The 16273-nt window shown below is 61.8% G+C and carries 13 protein-coding genes; 6 read left to right on the top strand and 7 right to left on the bottom strand.

Annotation, left to right across the window (positions count from 1 at the left end; genetic code table 11):
- The first annotated feature begins 162 nt into the window (after positions 1–162).
- Entirely contained in the window at positions 163–1488 is a 1326-nt protein-coding gene (locus ACTO5E_RS03805) for an RsmB/NOP family class I SAM-dependent RNA methyltransferase (RefSeq protein ID WP_482301706.1), read from the top strand.
- Between the two features lie 461 nt (positions 1489–1949).
- Here ACTO5E_RS03805 and recQ read toward each other — a convergent pair whose 3' ends face one another.
- Positions 1950–3797, bottom strand: a complete 1848-nt coding sequence (gene recQ / locus ACTO5E_RS03800) for a DNA helicase RecQ (RefSeq protein ID WP_482301704.1) — start codon at positions 3795–3797, stop codon at positions 1950–1952.
- 438 nt (positions 3798–4235) lie between these two features.
- Here recQ and ACTO5E_RS03795 point away from each other — a divergent pair, with 438 nt between their 5' ends.
- Positions 4236–5561, top strand: a complete 1326-nt coding sequence (locus ACTO5E_RS03795; RefSeq protein ID WP_482301703.1) for an MATE family efflux transporter — start codon at positions 4236–4238, stop codon at positions 5559–5561.
- 107 nt (positions 5562–5668) lie between these two features.
- On the opposite strand, the gene ychF is transcribed toward ACTO5E_RS03795, so the two are convergent.
- Positions 5669–6763, bottom strand: coding sequence for a redox-regulated ATPase YchF (ychF, locus tag ACTO5E_RS03790; RefSeq protein ID WP_482301701.1), 1095 nt, complete (start codon positions 6761–6763; stop codon positions 5669–5671).
- A 485-nt stretch (positions 6764–7248) separates the two neighbouring features.
- On the opposite strand from ychF, the gene ACTO5E_RS03785 reads away from it, so the two are divergent.
- The 4 genes from ACTO5E_RS03785 to ACTO5E_RS03770 all read left to right on the top strand — a co-directional run bounded on the left by ACTO5E_RS03785 (position 7249) and on the right by ACTO5E_RS03770 (position 11269).
- The gene (locus ACTO5E_RS03785) at positions 7249–7686 is read left to right on the top strand and encodes a low molecular weight protein arginine phosphatase (protein WP_482301699.1); all 438 of its coding nucleotides are present in this window, start codon (positions 7249–7251) and stop codon (positions 7684–7686) included.
- Complete coding sequence (gene rimI / locus ACTO5E_RS03780) at positions 7683–8144, top strand: ribosomal protein S18-alanine N-acetyltransferase (RefSeq protein ID WP_482301698.1); 462 nt, start codon at positions 7683–7685, stop codon at positions 8142–8144. The genes ACTO5E_RS03785 and rimI overlap by 4 nt, the downstream gene beginning before the upstream one ends.
- A complete protein-coding gene (tsaD, locus tag ACTO5E_RS03775; protein ID WP_482301696.1) occupies positions 8138–9142 on the top strand; it encodes a tRNA (adenosine(37)-N6)-threonylcarbamoyltransferase complex transferase subunit TsaD in 1005 nt (334 codons plus the stop codon). The genes rimI and tsaD overlap by 7 nt, the downstream gene beginning before the upstream one ends.
- Positions 9143–9886: 744 nt before the next feature.
- A complete protein-coding gene (locus ACTO5E_RS03770) occupies positions 9887–11269 on the top strand; it encodes an MATE family efflux transporter (RefSeq protein WP_482301694.1) in 1383 nt (460 codons plus the stop codon).
- A 33-nt stretch (positions 11270–11302) separates the two neighbouring features.
- Here the strand turns inward: ACTO5E_RS03770 and ACTO5E_RS03765 are convergent, their stop codons facing one another.
- The 5 genes from ACTO5E_RS03765 to ACTO5E_RS03745 all read right to left on the bottom strand — a co-directional run bounded on the left by ACTO5E_RS03765 (position 11303) and on the right by ACTO5E_RS03745 (position 16041).
- A complete protein-coding gene (locus ACTO5E_RS03765; protein ID WP_482301692.1) occupies positions 11303–11740 on the bottom strand; it encodes a GNAT family N-acetyltransferase in 438 nt (145 codons plus the stop codon).
- Positions 11737–12681 (bottom strand): transketolase family protein, encoded by a 945-nt coding sequence (locus tag ACTO5E_RS03760; protein ID WP_482301690.1) that lies wholly within the window; start codon positions 12679–12681, stop codon positions 11737–11739. The genes ACTO5E_RS03765 and ACTO5E_RS03760 overlap by 4 nt, the downstream gene beginning before the upstream one ends.
- An 18-nt stretch (positions 12682–12699) precedes the next feature.
- Complete coding sequence (locus ACTO5E_RS03755) at positions 12700–13056, bottom strand: VOC family protein (RefSeq protein WP_482301688.1); 357 nt, start codon at positions 13054–13056, stop codon at positions 12700–12702.
- Between the two features lies 1 nt (position 13057).
- Positions 13058–13897 carry a transketolase gene (locus ACTO5E_RS03750; protein WP_482301687.1) on the bottom strand — a complete coding sequence of 280 codons (840 nt, stop codon included), beginning with the start codon at positions 13895–13897 and terminating at the stop codon, positions 13058–13060.
- A gap of 245 nt (positions 13898–14142) precedes the next feature.
- Complete coding sequence (locus tag ACTO5E_RS03745) at positions 14143–16041, bottom strand: LTA synthase family protein (RefSeq protein ID WP_482301685.1); 1899 nt, start codon at positions 16039–16041, stop codon at positions 14143–14145.
- Between the last annotated feature and the right edge of the window lie 232 nt (positions 16042–16273).

The following is a 16273-nucleotide window of genomic DNA, read 5'->3' as shown; positions in this document are numbered from 1 at the left end:
GGAGGGTCGGGGGCCCAGTCCCCCCAGCCGCCGGGGACAGCAAAGGCGGCTCCGGCTTGTCTCCCGCTTTCATCCCGGGCCCGCCTGTCTTCCGGCAAGGCCGTCCCTGCCTGGGCGAAAAACGCCAGGCATTCACACCCGCTTTTCAGAAAGGAGCCTCCTATGCCCCTGCCCAAGTCTTTTCTCGCCCGAATGCAGGCCCTGCTGGGCCCCGAGTACCCCGCCTTTTTGGAGGCCTGTTCCCAGCCCCCCTTTCGTGGGGTGCGGGTCAACCCGCTGAAGTGCTCTGCCGGGCTCCTCCGCCAGAGCCTTCCCTTTGCCATAGAGCCCGCCCCCTTTGCCCCCACCTCCTTTTACGCCCAGTGGGACAAGGGCTTTGGCAGTCTGCCCGCCCACCATGCCGGTATGTTCTACGCTCAGGAGCCCTCCGCCGCCTCCGCCGTTACGGCCCTGGACCCTCAGCCCGGCCACCGGGTGCTGGACCTGTGCGCCGCGCCTGGGGGCAAGTCCACCCAGATTGCCGGGCTGCTGCAAGGCCGGGGCCTGCTGTGGGCCAACGAGGTGGTCCGCAGCCGGGCCGGGGCTCTGCTCTCCAACCTGGAACGGCTGGGGGTTGCCAACAGCGTGGCCTCCTCCTGTCACCCTCAGACCCTGTGCCAGGGTCTGGCCGGGTATTTTGACCGGGTGCTGGTGGACGCCCCCTGCTCCGGCGAGGGCATGTTCCGGCGGGACCCCCGGGCAGTAGAGGAGTGGTCGCCAGAGCACGCGGCCTCCTGCGCCATACGCCAGCGGGCTATTCTGGACTCTGCCGCCCTGGCTGTAAAGGCAGGAGGGGCGCTGGTCTCCTCCACCTGCACCTTTTCGCCGGAGGAGAACGAGGAGACCGCTGCCTGGTTTCTGAAAAACCACCCGGACTTTACAGCCGAGGCGCTCCCTGTCCCCCTGGGCCGTCCTGCCCATGACGGCGGGCCCTGGCGGCGAATCTACCCCATGGACGGGGGCGAAGGGCATTTTGTCGCCCGGTTCCGGCGGGGAGACGGCGGGCCCTGCCGGGCGGGGACATTTGGCGGAGAGCTGCGGGGAAGCCTGGCGGAGGCGGGCCGGGAGCTCTACCGCAGCCTGTTTTCGGGGGACTGCCCGGAGCGGCTGGCCCAGGTGAAGGACAGCCTGCTCCTCCTCCCGGAGGGCCTGCCGGACCTGCGGGGTCTGGGCGTGCTGCGGGCCGGGGCGGAGCTGTGTCAGGTGCGCAAGGGCCGGCTGGAGCCCTCTCATGGGGTGTTTATGTGCCAGCAGGGCCAGGCCTGCCGGGAGCCCTTGGAGCTCTCGCCGGAAAGCCCGGAGCTGGAGGCCTTTCTGCGGGGAGAAGAGCTGGAGTGCGGCGGAAAGGGCTACCGGGCGGTGTGCGTCAACGGTGTGACAACCGGCTTTGGCAAGGCAAGCGGCGGGCGGCTGAAGAACCGCTACCCCAAGGGGCTGCGCAACAAGTAAGGACGGCGGGCAGGATGTACGACCGGGGACAGACCTGACGGTTTGCATAAAAGTCTTTGAAACTCAGGCTGGGGCGGTTTTTGCGGCAAGATTCTTTTCAACCGCCGGTTATGTACAGTGGGTCTGCCGCAGTTCCTGTTAAGAGCTGTCCTTTTCGCAGATTGTAATGCAGGGACCGATATGAGCCGTCTGCTCTGTAGAAGCACCGGCACCCTGGGAAAGACGAGTGGACACACTGGCCCGGCCCCTATTAGGCCCATGAATCAAATAGAAAGCGCGGCAGGACACGCCGCGCTTTCTATTTCTGGTTGGCAAATTGGGCTGGCTGTGGCGGCTGTCTTTCGTCTGTACCGCGACTGTAGGTTGACCAGGGACCGCTCAATTTCATAAAAAAGCCAGCCTGACCGCTTCATCCATTTGTGGCGGTCAGGCTGGCTTTTCTTTGTTTGTCAGCAGACTGCTTACTCCTGCTCCCTCCCCTGCTTCCAGGCGGCGATTTCCTCCAAAAACGCTTTGCCATACCGCTGGGACTTTCGCTCGCCGATTCCCTGCACGTCCCGCAGCTGGTCCATGTTCTCCGGCTGACTGCGCGCCAACGCTGCCAGCACCGCGTTGCTGAACACAATGTACCCCGGCACCTCCGCCTCTGCCGCCAGCCGGTTGCGCAGGGCCCGCAGCGCCTCGTAAAGCTCTCCCTGCTCTCCCTCCAAGGGCGCGTTCCCCCCAGAGGACTGCATTTTCTCCGCCCGGCCCGGCTTGCGGCGGGCATAGCGCACCGGCTCCCCCTGGAACAGCACGCCCCGGGCACGGCTTCCCAGCCGCACCACCGGGAACTCCTCCCCGTCCAGCCGCAGATACTCCTTTTCAATGAGAAAGTCTATATAGTCCCGCAGCTGGTCCCGGCTGACGTCCCCCATAATGCCGTAGGTAGAGAGGCTGTCCAGCCCCAGCTCCCGCACCCGCTGGTCCTTGCTGCCCCGCAGCATCCGCAGAATCAGGCTCTCGCCCAGCCCCTTGCGGTATTTTTTCTCTACCCGGGCCACGCCTGAGAGGATCTTCTGGGCCTCCACTGTCAGGTCCCGGGTTTCCAGCTCTGAGACACAGTTGCCGCAGCCGCCGCAGGAGGCTGGCGCCTCCTCGCCAAAATAGGACAGCAGAAAGGCCCGCAGGCAGCCGGTGGCGCAGCAGTAGGAGGTCATGCGCTCCAACCGCTGCAGGTCCTGGCGGCGCACCTGCTCCCGCTCCTCCTCAGAGAGAGCCTCGTTGTCTGAGGCATTGTCGATGAGGAACCGGGCTGTGCGCACGTCCCCCGGCGCAAACAGCAGCACGCAGTGGGCGGGCTCCCCGTCCCGGCCTGCCCGGCCCGCCTCCTGATAATAGCTCTCCATGTTTTTGGGCATGTTATAGTGCACCACAAAGCTCACGTTAGACTTGTCGATCCCCATGCCAAAGGCGTTGGTGGCCACCATCACCCTGGCCCTGTCGAACACAAAATCCTCCTGATTCCGCCTGCGCTCCTGGTCGCTGAGGCCCGCGTGGTAGCGGGTTGCGGCCACCCCCTGCTGGTTCAGCCCCTGACACACCGACTCCACCAGCTTGCGGGTGGCGCAGTACACAATGCCGCTCTGCACCTGCCGGGCAGAGAGGAATTCCCGCAGATAGCGGTCCTTGCTTTTGGGGCGCACCACCTCAAAAAACAGGTTGGGCCGGTCAAAGCCTGTGGTCACCCGCAAAGGAGCGCGCAGCTCCAGCAGCTTCTCCATGTCCTCCTTCACCTGGGCGGTGGCCGTGGCGGTAAAGGCCCCTACGGCGGGCCGGCGGGGCAGCTGCTCTACAAATTGGCTGATTTGCAGGTAGCTGGGCCGAAAGTCCTGCCCCCACTGGGAGACGCAGTGGGCCTCGTCCACGGCCAGCAGAGAGATCTCCGCCTGCCGGGCCAGCTGAAGAATCTCCGGCAGCAGCAGACGTTCGGGGGCAATATAAAGCAGCTTGTACACGCCCCCGGCCGCCCGGCGCAGGGCCTCGGCGCACTGGCCGGGGGTGAGGGAGGAATTGATGTACCCGGCGGGCGCCCCGGCCTGGACCAAAGCCGCGACCTGGTCCTTCATCAAAGAGATGAGGGGGGACACCACCAAGGCCATGCCGGGGAGCATCAAGGCGGGCAGCTGGTAGCAGATGGACTTGCCCGCCCCGGTGGGCATGACCCCCAGCACATCCCGGCCAGCCAGAAGGGCGTCTACCAGCTCCTCCTGACCGGTGCGGAAGCCCGTGTGCCCGAAAAACCCCTTCAACATTTCCAGCTTGTCCATGTCCGCTCCTCCTCAGCCCTGCCTGAAGCCTGCGCCTCAGGCATTGGGCAGAGCATATTATTCTATAAATCTGCTTGGAAAAGCCCGGTGCTGTGACTTGGCATCGCCAAGTCATGCGCAGCAACAGAGAAACGCTTGACGCTTCGGGGCTTCTCCTTGTGCTCGCCAGAACACAGTAGCCAGAGCACATTATACCATGTCCCGGGAAATTTTTCCACAGCTTTTTTCCTGGCCTGCCCAACAGGAGGCCAAGAGCAGGGGGGGCCGTTAAGCCGCCGGCTGTTCCCTGTCAGGCGCACGGCTGTGGGGACAGGGAGGGGCCGGGGCTCGGGGGTTTCAGAAATGCCTTTCAGGCATGAAGTCATATATAGAGCAAGTATTGGACATATCTCTCCTCTCATGCCAGAATAACAGCAGAAACCCTTGGGAGGGACCGGAATGTTCACAAACAAAGACCTGAAAAACCTGATTGCACCCCTGTTTTTGGAGCAGCTGCTGGTGATGCTGGTGGGCATTGCCGACACCTTTATCGCCAGCTACGCGGGGGAGGCGGCGGTGTCCGGGGTGTCGCTGGTGAACTCTTTCAGCACCATCTTCATCTACCTGTTTACGGCCCTGGCCTCTGGCGGGGCGGTGGTCATCAGCCAGTACATTGGCCGGGGGGCCAAGGAGGACGGGGGCGAAGCCGCCAGCCAGCTGCTCACCGCGTCCGCCCTGTTTGCGGTCCTTGTCTCGGCTGTGATTCTGGCCCTGCGCCGGCCCATGCTCTCCCTGCTGTTCGGCCAGGTAGAGCCCGCTGTTATGGACGCCTGCCTGGTCTATTTGCAGATTTCCCTTTTCTCCTACCCGGCCCTGGCCGTTTACAACGCAGGCGCGGCCCTGTACCGCAGCATGGGCAAAACCAGCGTGACCATGTACGTCTCCATTGCCGCCAACGCCATCAATGTCGCGGGCAACCTGGCCGGCGTGTTTTTACTGAACGCAGGCGTTGCCGGGGTGGCCTGGCCCACGCTGATTGCCCGGGTGTTCTCGGCAGTGGTGATCACCGTGCTGTGCTTTGGCAGGAAAATGGAGGTGCGCTACACCTGGCGGCAGATTTGCAAGTGGAACGGCACATTGATGCGGCGCATTTTGCGCATTGCCCTGCCCAATGGGATAGAAAACGGCGTTTTTCAGCTGGTGAAGGTTGCGCTCAGCAGCGTGGTGGCCCTGTTTGGCACATACCAGATTGCCGCCAATGGCATTGCCCAAAGCATCTGGAGCTTGGCGGCTCTGGCAGGGGTGGCCATGGGGCCGGTGTTTATCACTGTCATCGGCCAGTGCATGGGTGCGGGGGACACGGCTCAGGCCGCGCTCTATTTCAGGAAATTGCTGCACATCACCCTGGCGGTTTCTCTGGTGTGGAACGGCTTTGTCTTTGCCCTCACGCCGGTGATGATGAATTTCTACCAGATTTCCCACGAAGCCAAGCAGCTTGTGGTGGTTCTGGTTCTCATCCACAATGTGTTCAACACAGTGTCCTTCCCCATGTCCGGGCCGCTTTCCAACGGCCTGCGGGCGGCGGGAGATATCAAGTTTACCATGGTCGTGTCCATCGCCTCCACCATGGGCGGACGGCTGGCGTTCTCCATTCTGTTCGCCGTAGTTCTGAACTGGGGCGTTGTTGGCATTGCGGCGGCCATGTGCCTGGACTGGGTCGTCCGGGCAGTGATATTCACGCTGCGGCTGCGGTCCGGGAAATGGAAGACCTTCCAGGTAATTTGAGCCGCGCTGCCTAATATGCTCTCGCAAAAAGCCCTGCAAACAGAAAGAGCCGCCGCATACAGCCGGCAGCTCCTGGCGTTTGCAGGGCCTTTTCTGTAGAAATGAAATCACACGTTGAAACGGAACAGCACAATGTCTCCGTCCTGCATCACATACTCCTTGCCCTCTGACCGCACCAGACCCTTCTCCTTGGCAGCGGTCATGGTGCCGCAGGCCACCAGGTCGTCGAAGCTGATGACCTCGGCCCGGATAAAGCCCCGCTCAAAATCCGTGTGGATTTTGCCCGCCGCCTGGGGGGCCCGGGTGCCCTTTTCAATGGTCCAGGCCCGGACCTCATCCTTGCCGGCAGTCAGATAGGACATGAGCCCCAGCAGGGAGTAGCAGGCGGTGATCAGCCGGTCCAGGCCCGACTCGCTGAGGCCCAGGTCGCTGAGGAACAGCTCCTTCTCCTCAGGCTCCATGCCGACAATCTGGGCCTCGGTCTCGGCGCAGATGGGCAGCACGGCGGCGCGCTCTTGCTTTGCGGCGGCCTCTACTGCCTGATAGCAGGGGTTTTTCTCCACCCCCTGCTGAAAATCCTCCTCGCTGAGGTTGGCGGCGAAAATAATGGGCTTGTTGGTCAGCAGGGACACAGAGGCCAGCAGCTGGGCCTCCTCCTCGCTGCACTCCACACTGCGGGCAGAGCGGCCGGCCTCCAGGGCCTCCCGCACCTGAAGGAAGAAGTCCAGCTCTCTCTGAAATTTCTTGTCCGCCTTCAGCAGCTTTCTGGTCTTGTCAATGCGCCGGTCCAAGACCTCCAGGTCTGAGAGAATCAGCTCCAGGTCAATGGTCTCAATGTCCCGGGCAGGGTCAATGCTGCCCTCTACATGTATGATGTCCCCGTCCTCAAAGCAGCGCACCACATGGACGATGGCGTCCACCTCCCGGATATTGGAGAGGAATTTGTTGCCCAGGCCCTCCCCCTTGGAGGCCCCCCGCACCAGCCCGGCAATGTCCACAAACTCAATGGTGGCAGGGGTAAACTTGTTGGGCTCGTACATGTCCCGCAGCTTTTCCAAACGCTTGTCCGGCACCATGACCATGCCCACATTGGGCTCGATGGTGCAGAAGGGGTAGTTGGCCGACTGCGCCCCGGCGTTGGTGATGGCGTTGAACAGGGTGCTTTTGCCCACGTTGGGCAGGCCGATGATTCCTAGCTTCATATATTTTCACTTCTCCTTATCATTTCAGGGCTTCTGCTTGTGCTCGCCAGAACACAGTAGTCAAAGCACATTATACCACAGAGGGGGCGGTCTTTTCAATATCCACCAGGAATTTTGTGCGGGGGCCGGGGCCCTCCCCGCCCGCAGATATTTTGCCGGGATGGTGGAAAAGCCCGGAGGGATATGATATAATGTGTTCTGATGAACACAAGGAGAAGCCCTGAAGCGCGAAGCGCTTCTCTTTTGCTACGCAAAAGCGCCGGACTTCTCCGAGCAGATTTATGATATAATGTGTTCTGACGAACACAGGGAGAGGCCCGGGCACGCCGCCCTCTCCCCCATGTCCTGCCGCGCCCGGCGTCCCCTGGCACTGAGGGGGCAAAGCGTCAGCCCGGCCTGGCGGCGGGAGCGTTCCAAATTACAGAGCGTTGCGGAACACCCGCGGCCCTGTGAGAAATCAAGAACAGAAGGATTGAGATGACCCTATGAAAATACTATTCGTCTGCACAGGCAACACCTGCCGCAGCCCTATGGCCGAGGGGCTTTTCCGGTCTATGCTGGCCCGGGAGGGGCGGGAGGACATTTTCGCGGGCAGCGCGGGGCTCTCTGCCGCAGAGGGCCAGCCCCCCAGCGAAAACGCCGTGCTGGCCTGCCGGGAGGTGGGGGTAGACATTTCCGGCCACCGGGCCAGACGGGTGAGCCGGGGCTTTTTGCAGGCCTGGGACCTGTTCGTCCCCATGACCCCCACCCATGCCTATATTCTGGAACAGGCGGGAGTCCCGGTAGAAAAAATCTACCTGCCCGCCTCCATTGAGGACCCCTTTGGGGGCAGTCTGTCTGTCTACCGCCAGTGCCGGGACCAGCTCGGCCAGGAGCTCGCCCTGCTTCTGTCCCGTCTGCCTGGAAAGGAGGCGCGCCCATGACCATTGTGCCCATGACCGCCGGCCATCTGGACCAGACGGCGGCTATTGAGGCCCAGTGCTTTTCTCTGCCCTGGAGCCGCCAGGCCTTTGCGGAGGAACTGGCCGCCCCAAACGCCGTCTACCTGGTGTGCCAGGAAGGGGGCCTTGTGCTGGGCTACGGCGGTATGCGCCACGCTGCCGGAGAATTTTATGTGGACAACATCGCCGTGTCCCCTGCCCACCGGCGGCAGGGCGTGGGCAGGGCGGTTACCAAGGCCCTCATCGCCCGGGCCAGAGAGCTGGGCGGCAGCTTTCTCAGTCTGGAGGTCCGGCCCTCCAACCAGGCGGCGGTGGCCTTGTATACCCGGCTGGGGCTGAAGCCGGTGGGCCTGCGCAAAAATTTCTATGACTGTCCCAAGGAGGACGGCTTGATTATGACCATTTACTTTGCAGAGGAAGGGGAAGCTTTGTCATGCTGATTCTGGGAATCGAATCCTCCTGCGACGAGACCGCTGCCGCTGTCGTGGAGGACGGGCGGCGGGTACTGTCCAATATTGTGGCCAGCCAGGTAGAGGAGCACAAAATATATGGAGGCGTGGTACCCGAGATTGCCTCCCGCCGCCACTGCGAGGCCGTGTCCGCTGTGGTGAAGGAGGCTTTGAAGCAGGCGGGGGCCTCTCTCTCTGACCTGGGGGCTGTGGCTGTCACCAGCGAGCCGGGGCTGATTGGCGCTTTGCTGGTGGGGGTCAGCTTTGCCAAGGGGCTGGCCCTCTCCGCCGGCCTGCCCCTTGTGCCGGTCCATCACCTGCGGGGACATATTGCCGCCAACTATCTCAGCCACCCGGAGCTGGAGCCCCCCTTTCTGTGTCTGGTGGCGTCGGGAGGGCACTCGAATATTGTGCTCTGCGAGGACTATACCCGCTTTCAGGTGCTGGCCCGCACCCGGGACGACGCGGCCGGAGAGGCCTTTGACAAGGCGGCCCGGGCCATGGGCATCCCCTACCCTGGGGGAGTGGAGATGGACAAGCTGGCCGAAACCGGCGACCCCACCGCCTACCGGCTCCCCCGCCCCCGGGTGGAGGGCGCGCCGTTGGACTTCAGCTTTTCCGGGCTGAAGACCGCGGCGCTGAATCTGCTGCACAACGCCGCCCAGCGGGGCGAGGCAGTCTCTGTGCCGGACCTGTGCGCCTCTTACCGCAGAGCGGTGGTGGGCTGTCTGGCGGACAGCTTCCGGCAGGCGGCGTTGGACACAGGCGTGGAGCGGCTGGCGGCGGCGGGAGGGGTTTCGGCCAACCGGCTGCTGCGGCGGGAGTTGGAGGCTTTGAGCAAGGAGCTGGACCGGCCGCTGTTTGTGCCGGAGCTGAGCTTGTGCGGAGACAACGGGGCCATGATTGCGGCTCAGGGCTATTATGAGCGGCTGGCCGGGCACACCGCCGGCATGGAGCTGAACGCCCGGCCCAGCGGCGGGCTGCAGTAGGCAGCTTTGGGGGCAGAAAACGATCTTGATGCCACCCGGCCGCCGGGGTCGGGGAAGAAAGCCAGCGAGCGGCCTGTTTGTGGGTGGTGAATGGGGGCTGGTTGTCCGGCGTTCCAAGCAGGGCAAACCATTTCCCTGCTTGGGCGTGTTCATATAAGCTGCGTATGCGGATTTGGGCGCAGATTGTTCGTTAAATTCCAGGTACATAAGAGCTGCTTACAACTCTTGTGTACCTCGCGTACTTCGGGTATTTTCAACGCGAAAGACCTGTACGAACGCTGACAGTGTGTCCCATACGCCAAAAGGACCGCATACCCATGCGGTCTTTTTGGTCTTAGGAAACCCACTCTCTATGCCGAGAAATACCCGGAGCTGAGGCGCCGTTATAGAGACCGTGAGTTCCGGTACAGAGGGTACTATATAGATACAGCGGGCAAAAACGCGAAAAAGAGCCAGGAATAACATCCAGCGCCAGCCTGAGGATCGAACCACTGACCATAGGGAACCTTCTAAAGCCAGTTTTCGGGCGGCGGGTCAGGACGATACACCATGTCGGACCGCACCAACGCGACATGACGCGTGGCTTGCAACAGAGGGTCTTGCCCATATTATGAAATCCCCCTGACAGCGCCGGGAAATTTTTTATTTTGTCAAAAAACCTGCCAGCCCCTTGCTTTGCCCCCACTCCAAGTGATATAATAAAAAGAAGAATTTACTTTTTTGGAAGGGAAGCGGAAACTTTTCATGAAATTACATCTGAAGCCCCGCCCGCGGCGCAGCAGCTACGAGATCAACATGACGGAGGGGCCGCTGATGGGCAAGCTGGTGCAGTTTTCCATTCCCCTGGCTCTGTCGGGGGTGCTGCAGCTGCTGTTCAACGCGGCGGACATTGTGGTGGTAGGCCGTTTTGCGGGCAGCCATGCCCTGGCGGCGGTGGGTTCTACCAGCGCCCTGAACATGCTGATTGTCAACCTGTTCATCGGGCTGTCCATTGGCGTCAACGTGCTGGTGGCCCGGTATTTTGGGGCAGGCCAGAGCCGGGACCTGCGGGAGACGGTACATACAGCCATTCTCACGGCAGCGGCCTGCGGGGTCTTCCTCATTTTCGCGGGAATGTTTCTCTCCCGCCCCCTGCTGCAGCTGATGGAGACGCCGGAGGACGTGATTGACCATTCGGTGCTGTACATGCGCATTATTTTCGCAGGCATGCCTGTGTCCATGGTGTACAATTTCGGCTCCGCCATTCTTCGCGCGGTAGGCGACACCCAGCGGCCCCTGTACTTTTTGCTGACTGCCGGGGTGATCAATGTGGCGCTCAACCTCTTTTTTGTCATCGTTCTGCACATGGGCGTGGCAGGGGTCGCCCTGGCCACCATCATCTCGCAGACCGTGTCCGCGGCGTTGGTGGTCCTCTGCCTGGTCCGCAGCGAGGGCGTTTACCGCTTGAACCTGAAGGAGCTGCGGGTCTACAAATCCAAGCTGAAGGAGATGGCCCGCATTGGCATCCCGGCGGGCATTCAGGGGTCCATGTTCTCCATCTCCAATGTGCTCATCCAGTCGACCGTGAACGGCTTTGGCTCGGTGGCAATGGCGGGCAGCACCGCCGCCGGGAACATCGAGGGCTTTGTGTTCACGGCAATGGACGCCTTCAACCAGGCGGCCCAGAGCTTTGTGGGCCAGAACTACGGCGCGAAAAAGCTGGACCGGGTGAAGCGGATTATTTTGATCTGCCTGGGGCTGGTCACTGTTATGGGGTTGGCGCTGGGCGTGGGGGCCTATCTGGCGGCGGAGCCCTTGCTGGGCATCTACTCGGCAGACCCGGCGGTGATTGCCTATGGTAAGGCCCGTATGCTTGCCATCTGCGTGCCATATTTCACCTGCGGAGCCATGGGAATCTTTGTGGGCGGTATGCGGGGCCTGGGGTCCTCGGTGACGCCGATGTTGAACACGGTTTTCAGCGTGTGCGTGCTCCGGGTGGTGTGGGTTTATACCATATTTGCCATTTGGCCCACCTGGGAAGTGCTGTTTATTTCTTACCCGGTCACCTGGGTCATCGCCTCCCTGATGGGCTGCGTGTGCTATCTGGTAATCAAAAAGCGGGCCTGCGACCGACTGCAAAAAGCATAGAGAAAGCCTCCGGTTTACGCCGGAGGCTCTTTTTTATAAGCTTTTCTTCAGGTTGAGCTGCATTTTATTGCCGGCAAACCCCAACGCCCGATAAAAGGCGTGGGCGTCCTTGCGGCTTTCACCAGACACAAGGCGGATGGCCTGCGCGCCCTGCTCTCTGGCCCAGGCCTCGCCCGCGGCCAGCAGCTGCCGGCCAATTCCCATGCGCCGGCAGTCAGGGGCCACGGCAATGCCCATAATGTTCTTCATGCTGTTGGCATAGAGCACCTCATAGTCCTCCAGGTGCAGGTAGCCCGCCACCCGGCCCGCCAGCTCAGCCACAAGGATCTTCGCCCGGCTGTCCGCCAGAATGACTGCCAGCTTTTCGGCAGTCCGGTCCTCCGGGTAGTCGTAGCCCATGGCAACCGTGTTCAGTCTGGCGAGGGCCGGAGCGTCCGTGAGCAGGGCCTCCCGGATGAGGACAGCGGTCACTTGCCGAGAACCTTCTTCACTGTGGCGGCAATGCCCCCGGCGCACAGGCCGAACTCCTTGAGCAGGTCCGCCGCCGGGCCGGAGTGGCCGAACACGTCCTGCACGCCCATGCGGGCGAGGGGGGTGGGACAGCGCTCGCCCAGGCAGGCGGCAACGGCCTCGCCCAGGCCGCCGATGACATTGTGCTCCTCCACTGTGACAATGCGGCCGGTCTCCTTCGCGGCCTTGACAACCAGCTCCTGGTCCAGGGGCTTGACCGTGTGCATGTCAATAAGCCGGGCATGAATGCCCTCCGCGGCCAGCGCGTCCACCGCCTGAATGGCCTCGCCCACCATCAGGCCGGTGGCAATCACCGTAATATCGCCGCCCTCCCGCAGGGTGATGCCCTTGCCGATTTCAAACCGGTAGTCGTCGTTGTTGTTGCAGCTCTCCACCGCCAAACGGCCCAGGCGGATGTAGACCGGGCCGTTATACTCCACAGCGGCTTTCACCGCAGCCTTCATCTCATAGTGGTCGGCAGGGTTGAGCACCACCATGCCGGGGATGGACCGCATAAGGGCCATATCCTCGCAGCACTGGTGGGTGGCGCCGTCCTCGCCCACAGAGATGCCCGCGTGGGAGCCCACAATCTTCACATTGAGATGGGGGTAGCCCACAGAGTTGCGCACCTGCTCGAAGGCCCGCCCCGCCGAGAACATGGCGAAGCTGGTGGCAAAGGGAATCTTGCCGCAAGAGGCCAGGCCCGCGGCCACGCCCACCATGTTGCTCTCGGCAATGCCGCACTCAATGAACCGGTCCGGGTAGGCCTTGCCGAAGTTTTCTACCTTGGTAGCGTCGGCCAGGTCGGCCACCAACACCACGATATTGGGGTTTTCAGCGCCCAGCTCCACAAGCGCTTCACCGAAGCTCTCCCGGGTCGCTTTTTTTACTATGTCAGCCATTTGCACAGCCTTCCTTTCTCATATACTGGGGCCCACATTGTGGACAAAATCCATGTTGTTCCCGTCCGGGTCCTTCAGCCCGATGGCCCGCCAGCCCCAGGGGTAGGTGACAGGGGCGCTGGGAGAGAGCCCCTGCCCGGTGAAACGGGTATACAGGGCGTCTACATCGTCGGTCTCAAATTCCAGGCCGCAGCTGTCCGCGGGAACCATAACCCGGCCGGCAGCTGCGGCAAACACCAGGGTCGCGCCCCCTGCCGGCAGCTCCCAGCGGCCAGGGACCAGCTGGTTGGCGGAAGCGTCGAAAACCTTTTCATAAAACGCTGCCAGAGCCTCCGGGGCCTGAGAGACAATGTTAATACACTTTAGCCGCAGCATCTCAGCCCAGCTCCTTCATGGCGGCGTTGAGTTCCGCCATGGCCTGGTCATACTGCTCCTGATTGGGGGCCTTGCCGTGCCAGCCCGCCTGGTTCTCCATAAAGCTGACGCCCTTGCCCTTGACAGTCTTGGCCAGAATAACGGCGGGCTTGCCCTGGCAGGCGGCAGCGGCGTCAAAAGCGGCTTCCAGACTGTGGAAGTCGTGGCCGTCGGCAGTGAGCGCCTCAAAGCCGAAGGAGCGGAATTTCTCGTCCAGGGGGGCAATGCCCGCAACCTGGTTCACGTCGCCGTCAATCTGCAGGCCGTTGCAGTCTACAATCAAACAGAGGTTGTCCAGCTTGCGGTGGGCGGCGAACATAGCGGCCTCCCACACCTGGCCCTCCTGAATTTCCCCATCGCCCAGCAGGGCGTAGACCCGGTAGCCGGCGCCGTCCATTTTTGCCGCCAGAGCCATGCCCGCGGCAGCGGAGACGCCCTGCCCCAAAGAGCCGGTGCTCATGTCCACACCGGGGGTGCCCTTCATGTCCGGGTGGCCCTGAAGCATGGCGCCGATGTGGCGCAGGCGCTCCAGCTCCTCAGGGGAGAAATAGCCCCGCTGGGCCAGGGCTGCGTACAGGCCAGGGGCACAGTGGCCCTTTGAGAGGACAAAGCGGTCCCGGCCAGGGTCCTTGGGATTTTGGGGGTCGATATGCAGCTGGCGGAAATACAGGTAGGTGAAGATATCGGCGGCGGAGAGGGAGCCGCCGGGATGGCCTGACTTGGCGTTGAAAACGCCGGTGACAATGCCCAGGCGCACCTTCGCGGCGGTCAGTTGCAGAGATCTCAGTTTTTCTGCGTCCATGAACTCAATCCTTTCTGGTGGTATATGGTTGATTATACTCTATCAGCCGGGAAAAAGCAACAGGTTTTCCCCCGGCGCGGAGACCAGGAACCAACCGGCGGCGCGGGGAAGAGACTGTCTCACGGCATAAAGAAGGGCCTGCGAAAACGGGAGGGAACGCCCGGCCCCTTGACATGGTCCAGAGACAGCGTCAGCCCCCCTTCATAATCCCGACCGCCGGAGGTCTTCCGGTGAAAAGCCGAAGCTCACTTTTTCGCCTTTTCCCAGTGTTTGAAGTAGTCGGTGCGCATGGTGTCCATGGAGGCCGTCACCCGGCGGCTGAGGGCTGCGGTGCGGTCCGGGTCCGGGTCGCCGCCCTGGCCGTCGTAATAGGTCTCGCCGTCATACCAGCCGTTGTTGGGGAACATGACCGCCCCGCCCTTGCCGCCGAAAATGTCGTCTCCAATATAGTACCTCCGGTCCGCGTCCAGGCCAAACAGGTTCACCAGGGTGGGGACCAGATCAATGGAGGAGCACACCTTGTCCACCTGCCCGGCCTCCAACCCGCCGCCGTAGAAGAAGCAGGGTGTGCGGTACAGGTCCACAGACTGGCTGCTGTCCAGGCCCTTCAGGCGGGCCAGAAATTCCTTGTCCGTCACATATTTGCTGTAGTGGTCGGCGTAGAACAGCAGCACCGTGTCCTCCAACATGCCGTCCGATTCCAACCGGTCCATCATCTCCCCGATAAACTGGTCGGTTTCCAGAATATGGGCCACCAGCCGCTCATACTCCCCCATATTCTCCGGCGTGTCCTGAATGCCGGCCTTCCTGGCCAGGGCAATGCCCTCCTCCAGATGGTCGCCGGCGGCCCGGTCCATGGCGCCCTCGTCATAGCCGCCGTGGCCGGAATAGGTGATGAGGAAGGAGAAAAAGGGCTGGCTTTGCTGGGGGGCGAACAGCTCATAGCCCTTCATCAGCTGGGAGTCCTGCATAAAATCCGTGATCCCCAGGTCGTCCGCGTGGTAGAAGTGGGAGAAGCCCAGGTTCAGGTGGACGTTGCCCCGGTTATATATTTTTGGGGGCCAGGCATGGAAGGAGTCTGCGGAATAGCCCCTTTGGGTGAAAAGATGGGCCAGCGAAAGGGGGTACTGGTTGGTGGCGTAAATGCCGTTGGTGACCCCGGAGGCAGGGGGAATGACGCCGGTCTGGGTGATCATCTCTGTGTTGAAGGTGGCCGCGGGCAGAAACAGCGGGGTGTAAAACCGGGTGAGCTCCAGGCTGTTCTGCTGCAGGCGGTAGAGATTGGGCATGTACTCCGGGGTGATCATCCAGGTGTCAATGGATTCCAGCATGACCATAATCAGGTTTTTGTCCTTCAGCGCGCCGGTCCGGTCATTGCTGCCGCTGATCTCCTGGGCCCGGGCCTCATAGAACTGGTCCAGCTCCTTCACGCTCCGGCGGTCTGTGCCCAAGCCCAGGGAGATGGCCAGGTTGCGGGCCGTGTACTGGTACAGGCCGGTGAGCTTGAGGCTGCTGTTGGCGTCGGTAAAAATCCGGTAGACCTCCTTCTCGTTGCTGGCCTGATAGGGGGTGACCCAGGTGAGCTTGATGGGCTCAGGGGTCAGGTAGGCGGAGAGCGCCCCAATGGGCACAGCCGCCAGCACCGCCAGCCCTGCGGACAGCACGGGGCGCAGCCAGGGCCTGGACCAGGGCCTGGGCCGCTGGCACAGACAGATGGCCAGCGCGACCAGCCCCAGAAAAACAGCGATAAGAAAATAATATTTTTTGGGAAGACGCAGGTAGGCCCAGTCAAAAAACTCGGCCCCGTCGCCGGCAAAGTTCATGTCAGAAAAGCTGAAAAAGTGGCCGAACACATTGTACATCACCCCGTGGGCCACAGCCAGCAGGGCGAACAAAAGGCCCAACGCCCCCATGGCAATGCGCCGGCCCAGCTTGGGCAGCAGAGAGACCAGAGCGGTGAGCAGCAGCGCCCAGCACAGGGTGAACACCATGGGCTTCCAGGACAGCAGCCGGGTGGCGCCCAAAAAGCGGTATACCAGCCTGATGGCGTAGTCCAGAAACACCAATGCCAGAAAGAACAAGGGCAGGCTGACAAAGCCCAGCTCCCTGCGTTTGCCCCAACATTTGCTTAAAAAATTTCTCACGTCGTTCTCTCCTCATCCATTTTCCATAGTGTGACATGCCTCTCTATTATACTACGCCGGCGTGAATTGGTCAAATGGAATGTTGCGGCCAACAGACCGGTCTGGCCTGTCCAATTTTTTGCGCCCCTCCCTTTATAGTCACCACAGGTGAAAAGCGGTAGAAAGGGCATCGTCAAAGGAAGGTGCAGAGGGAAGGATTTTTCTCAAGAAACGCTTCAGCCAAGCCCAGAAC

This window comes from Acutalibacter sp., assembly GCF_056800975.1.
This window is presented reverse-complemented; position numbering and strand designations above follow the sequence as displayed.

Excerpts from the sequence above, each read along its gene's own strand:
- ACTO5E_RS03795 (WP_482301703.1), top strand. The coding sequence starts at position 4,236 with ATGTTCACAAACAAAGACCTGAAAAACCTGATTGCACCCCTGTTTTTG.
- rimI (WP_482301698.1), top strand. The coding sequence starts at position 7,683 with ATGACCATTGTGCCCATGACCGCCGGCCATCTGGACCAGACGGCGGCT.
- ACTO5E_RS03755 (WP_482301688.1), bottom strand. The coding sequence starts at position 13,056 with ATGCTGCGGCTAAAGTGTATTAACATTGTCTCTCAGGCCCCGGAGGCT.
- ACTO5E_RS03770 (WP_482301694.1), top strand. The coding sequence starts at position 9,887 with ATGAAATTACATCTGAAGCCCCGCCCGCGGCGCAGCAGCTACGAGATC.
- recQ (WP_482301704.1), bottom strand. The coding sequence starts at position 3,797 with ATGGACAAGCTGGAAATGTTGAAGGGGTTTTTCGGGCACACGGGCTTC.
- ychF (WP_482301701.1), bottom strand. The coding sequence starts at position 6,763 with ATGAAGCTAGGAATCATCGGCCTGCCCAACGTGGGCAAAAGCACCCTG.
- ACTO5E_RS03785 (WP_482301699.1), top strand. The coding sequence starts at position 7,249 with ATGAAAATACTATTCGTCTGCACAGGCAACACCTGCCGCAGCCCTATG.
- ACTO5E_RS03805 (WP_482301706.1), top strand. The coding sequence starts at position 163 with ATGCCCCTGCCCAAGTCTTTTCTCGCCCGAATGCAGGCCCTGCTGGGC.
- ACTO5E_RS03750 (WP_482301687.1), bottom strand. The coding sequence starts at position 13,897 with ATGGACGCAGAAAAACTGAGATCTCTGCAACTGACCGCCGCGAAGGTG.
- tsaD (WP_482301696.1), top strand. The coding sequence starts at position 8,138 with ATGCTGATTCTGGGAATCGAATCCTCCTGCGACGAGACCGCTGCCGCT.
- ACTO5E_RS03760 (WP_482301690.1), bottom strand. The coding sequence starts at position 12,681 with ATGGCTGACATAGTAAAAAAAGCGACCCGGGAGAGCTTCGGTGAAGCG.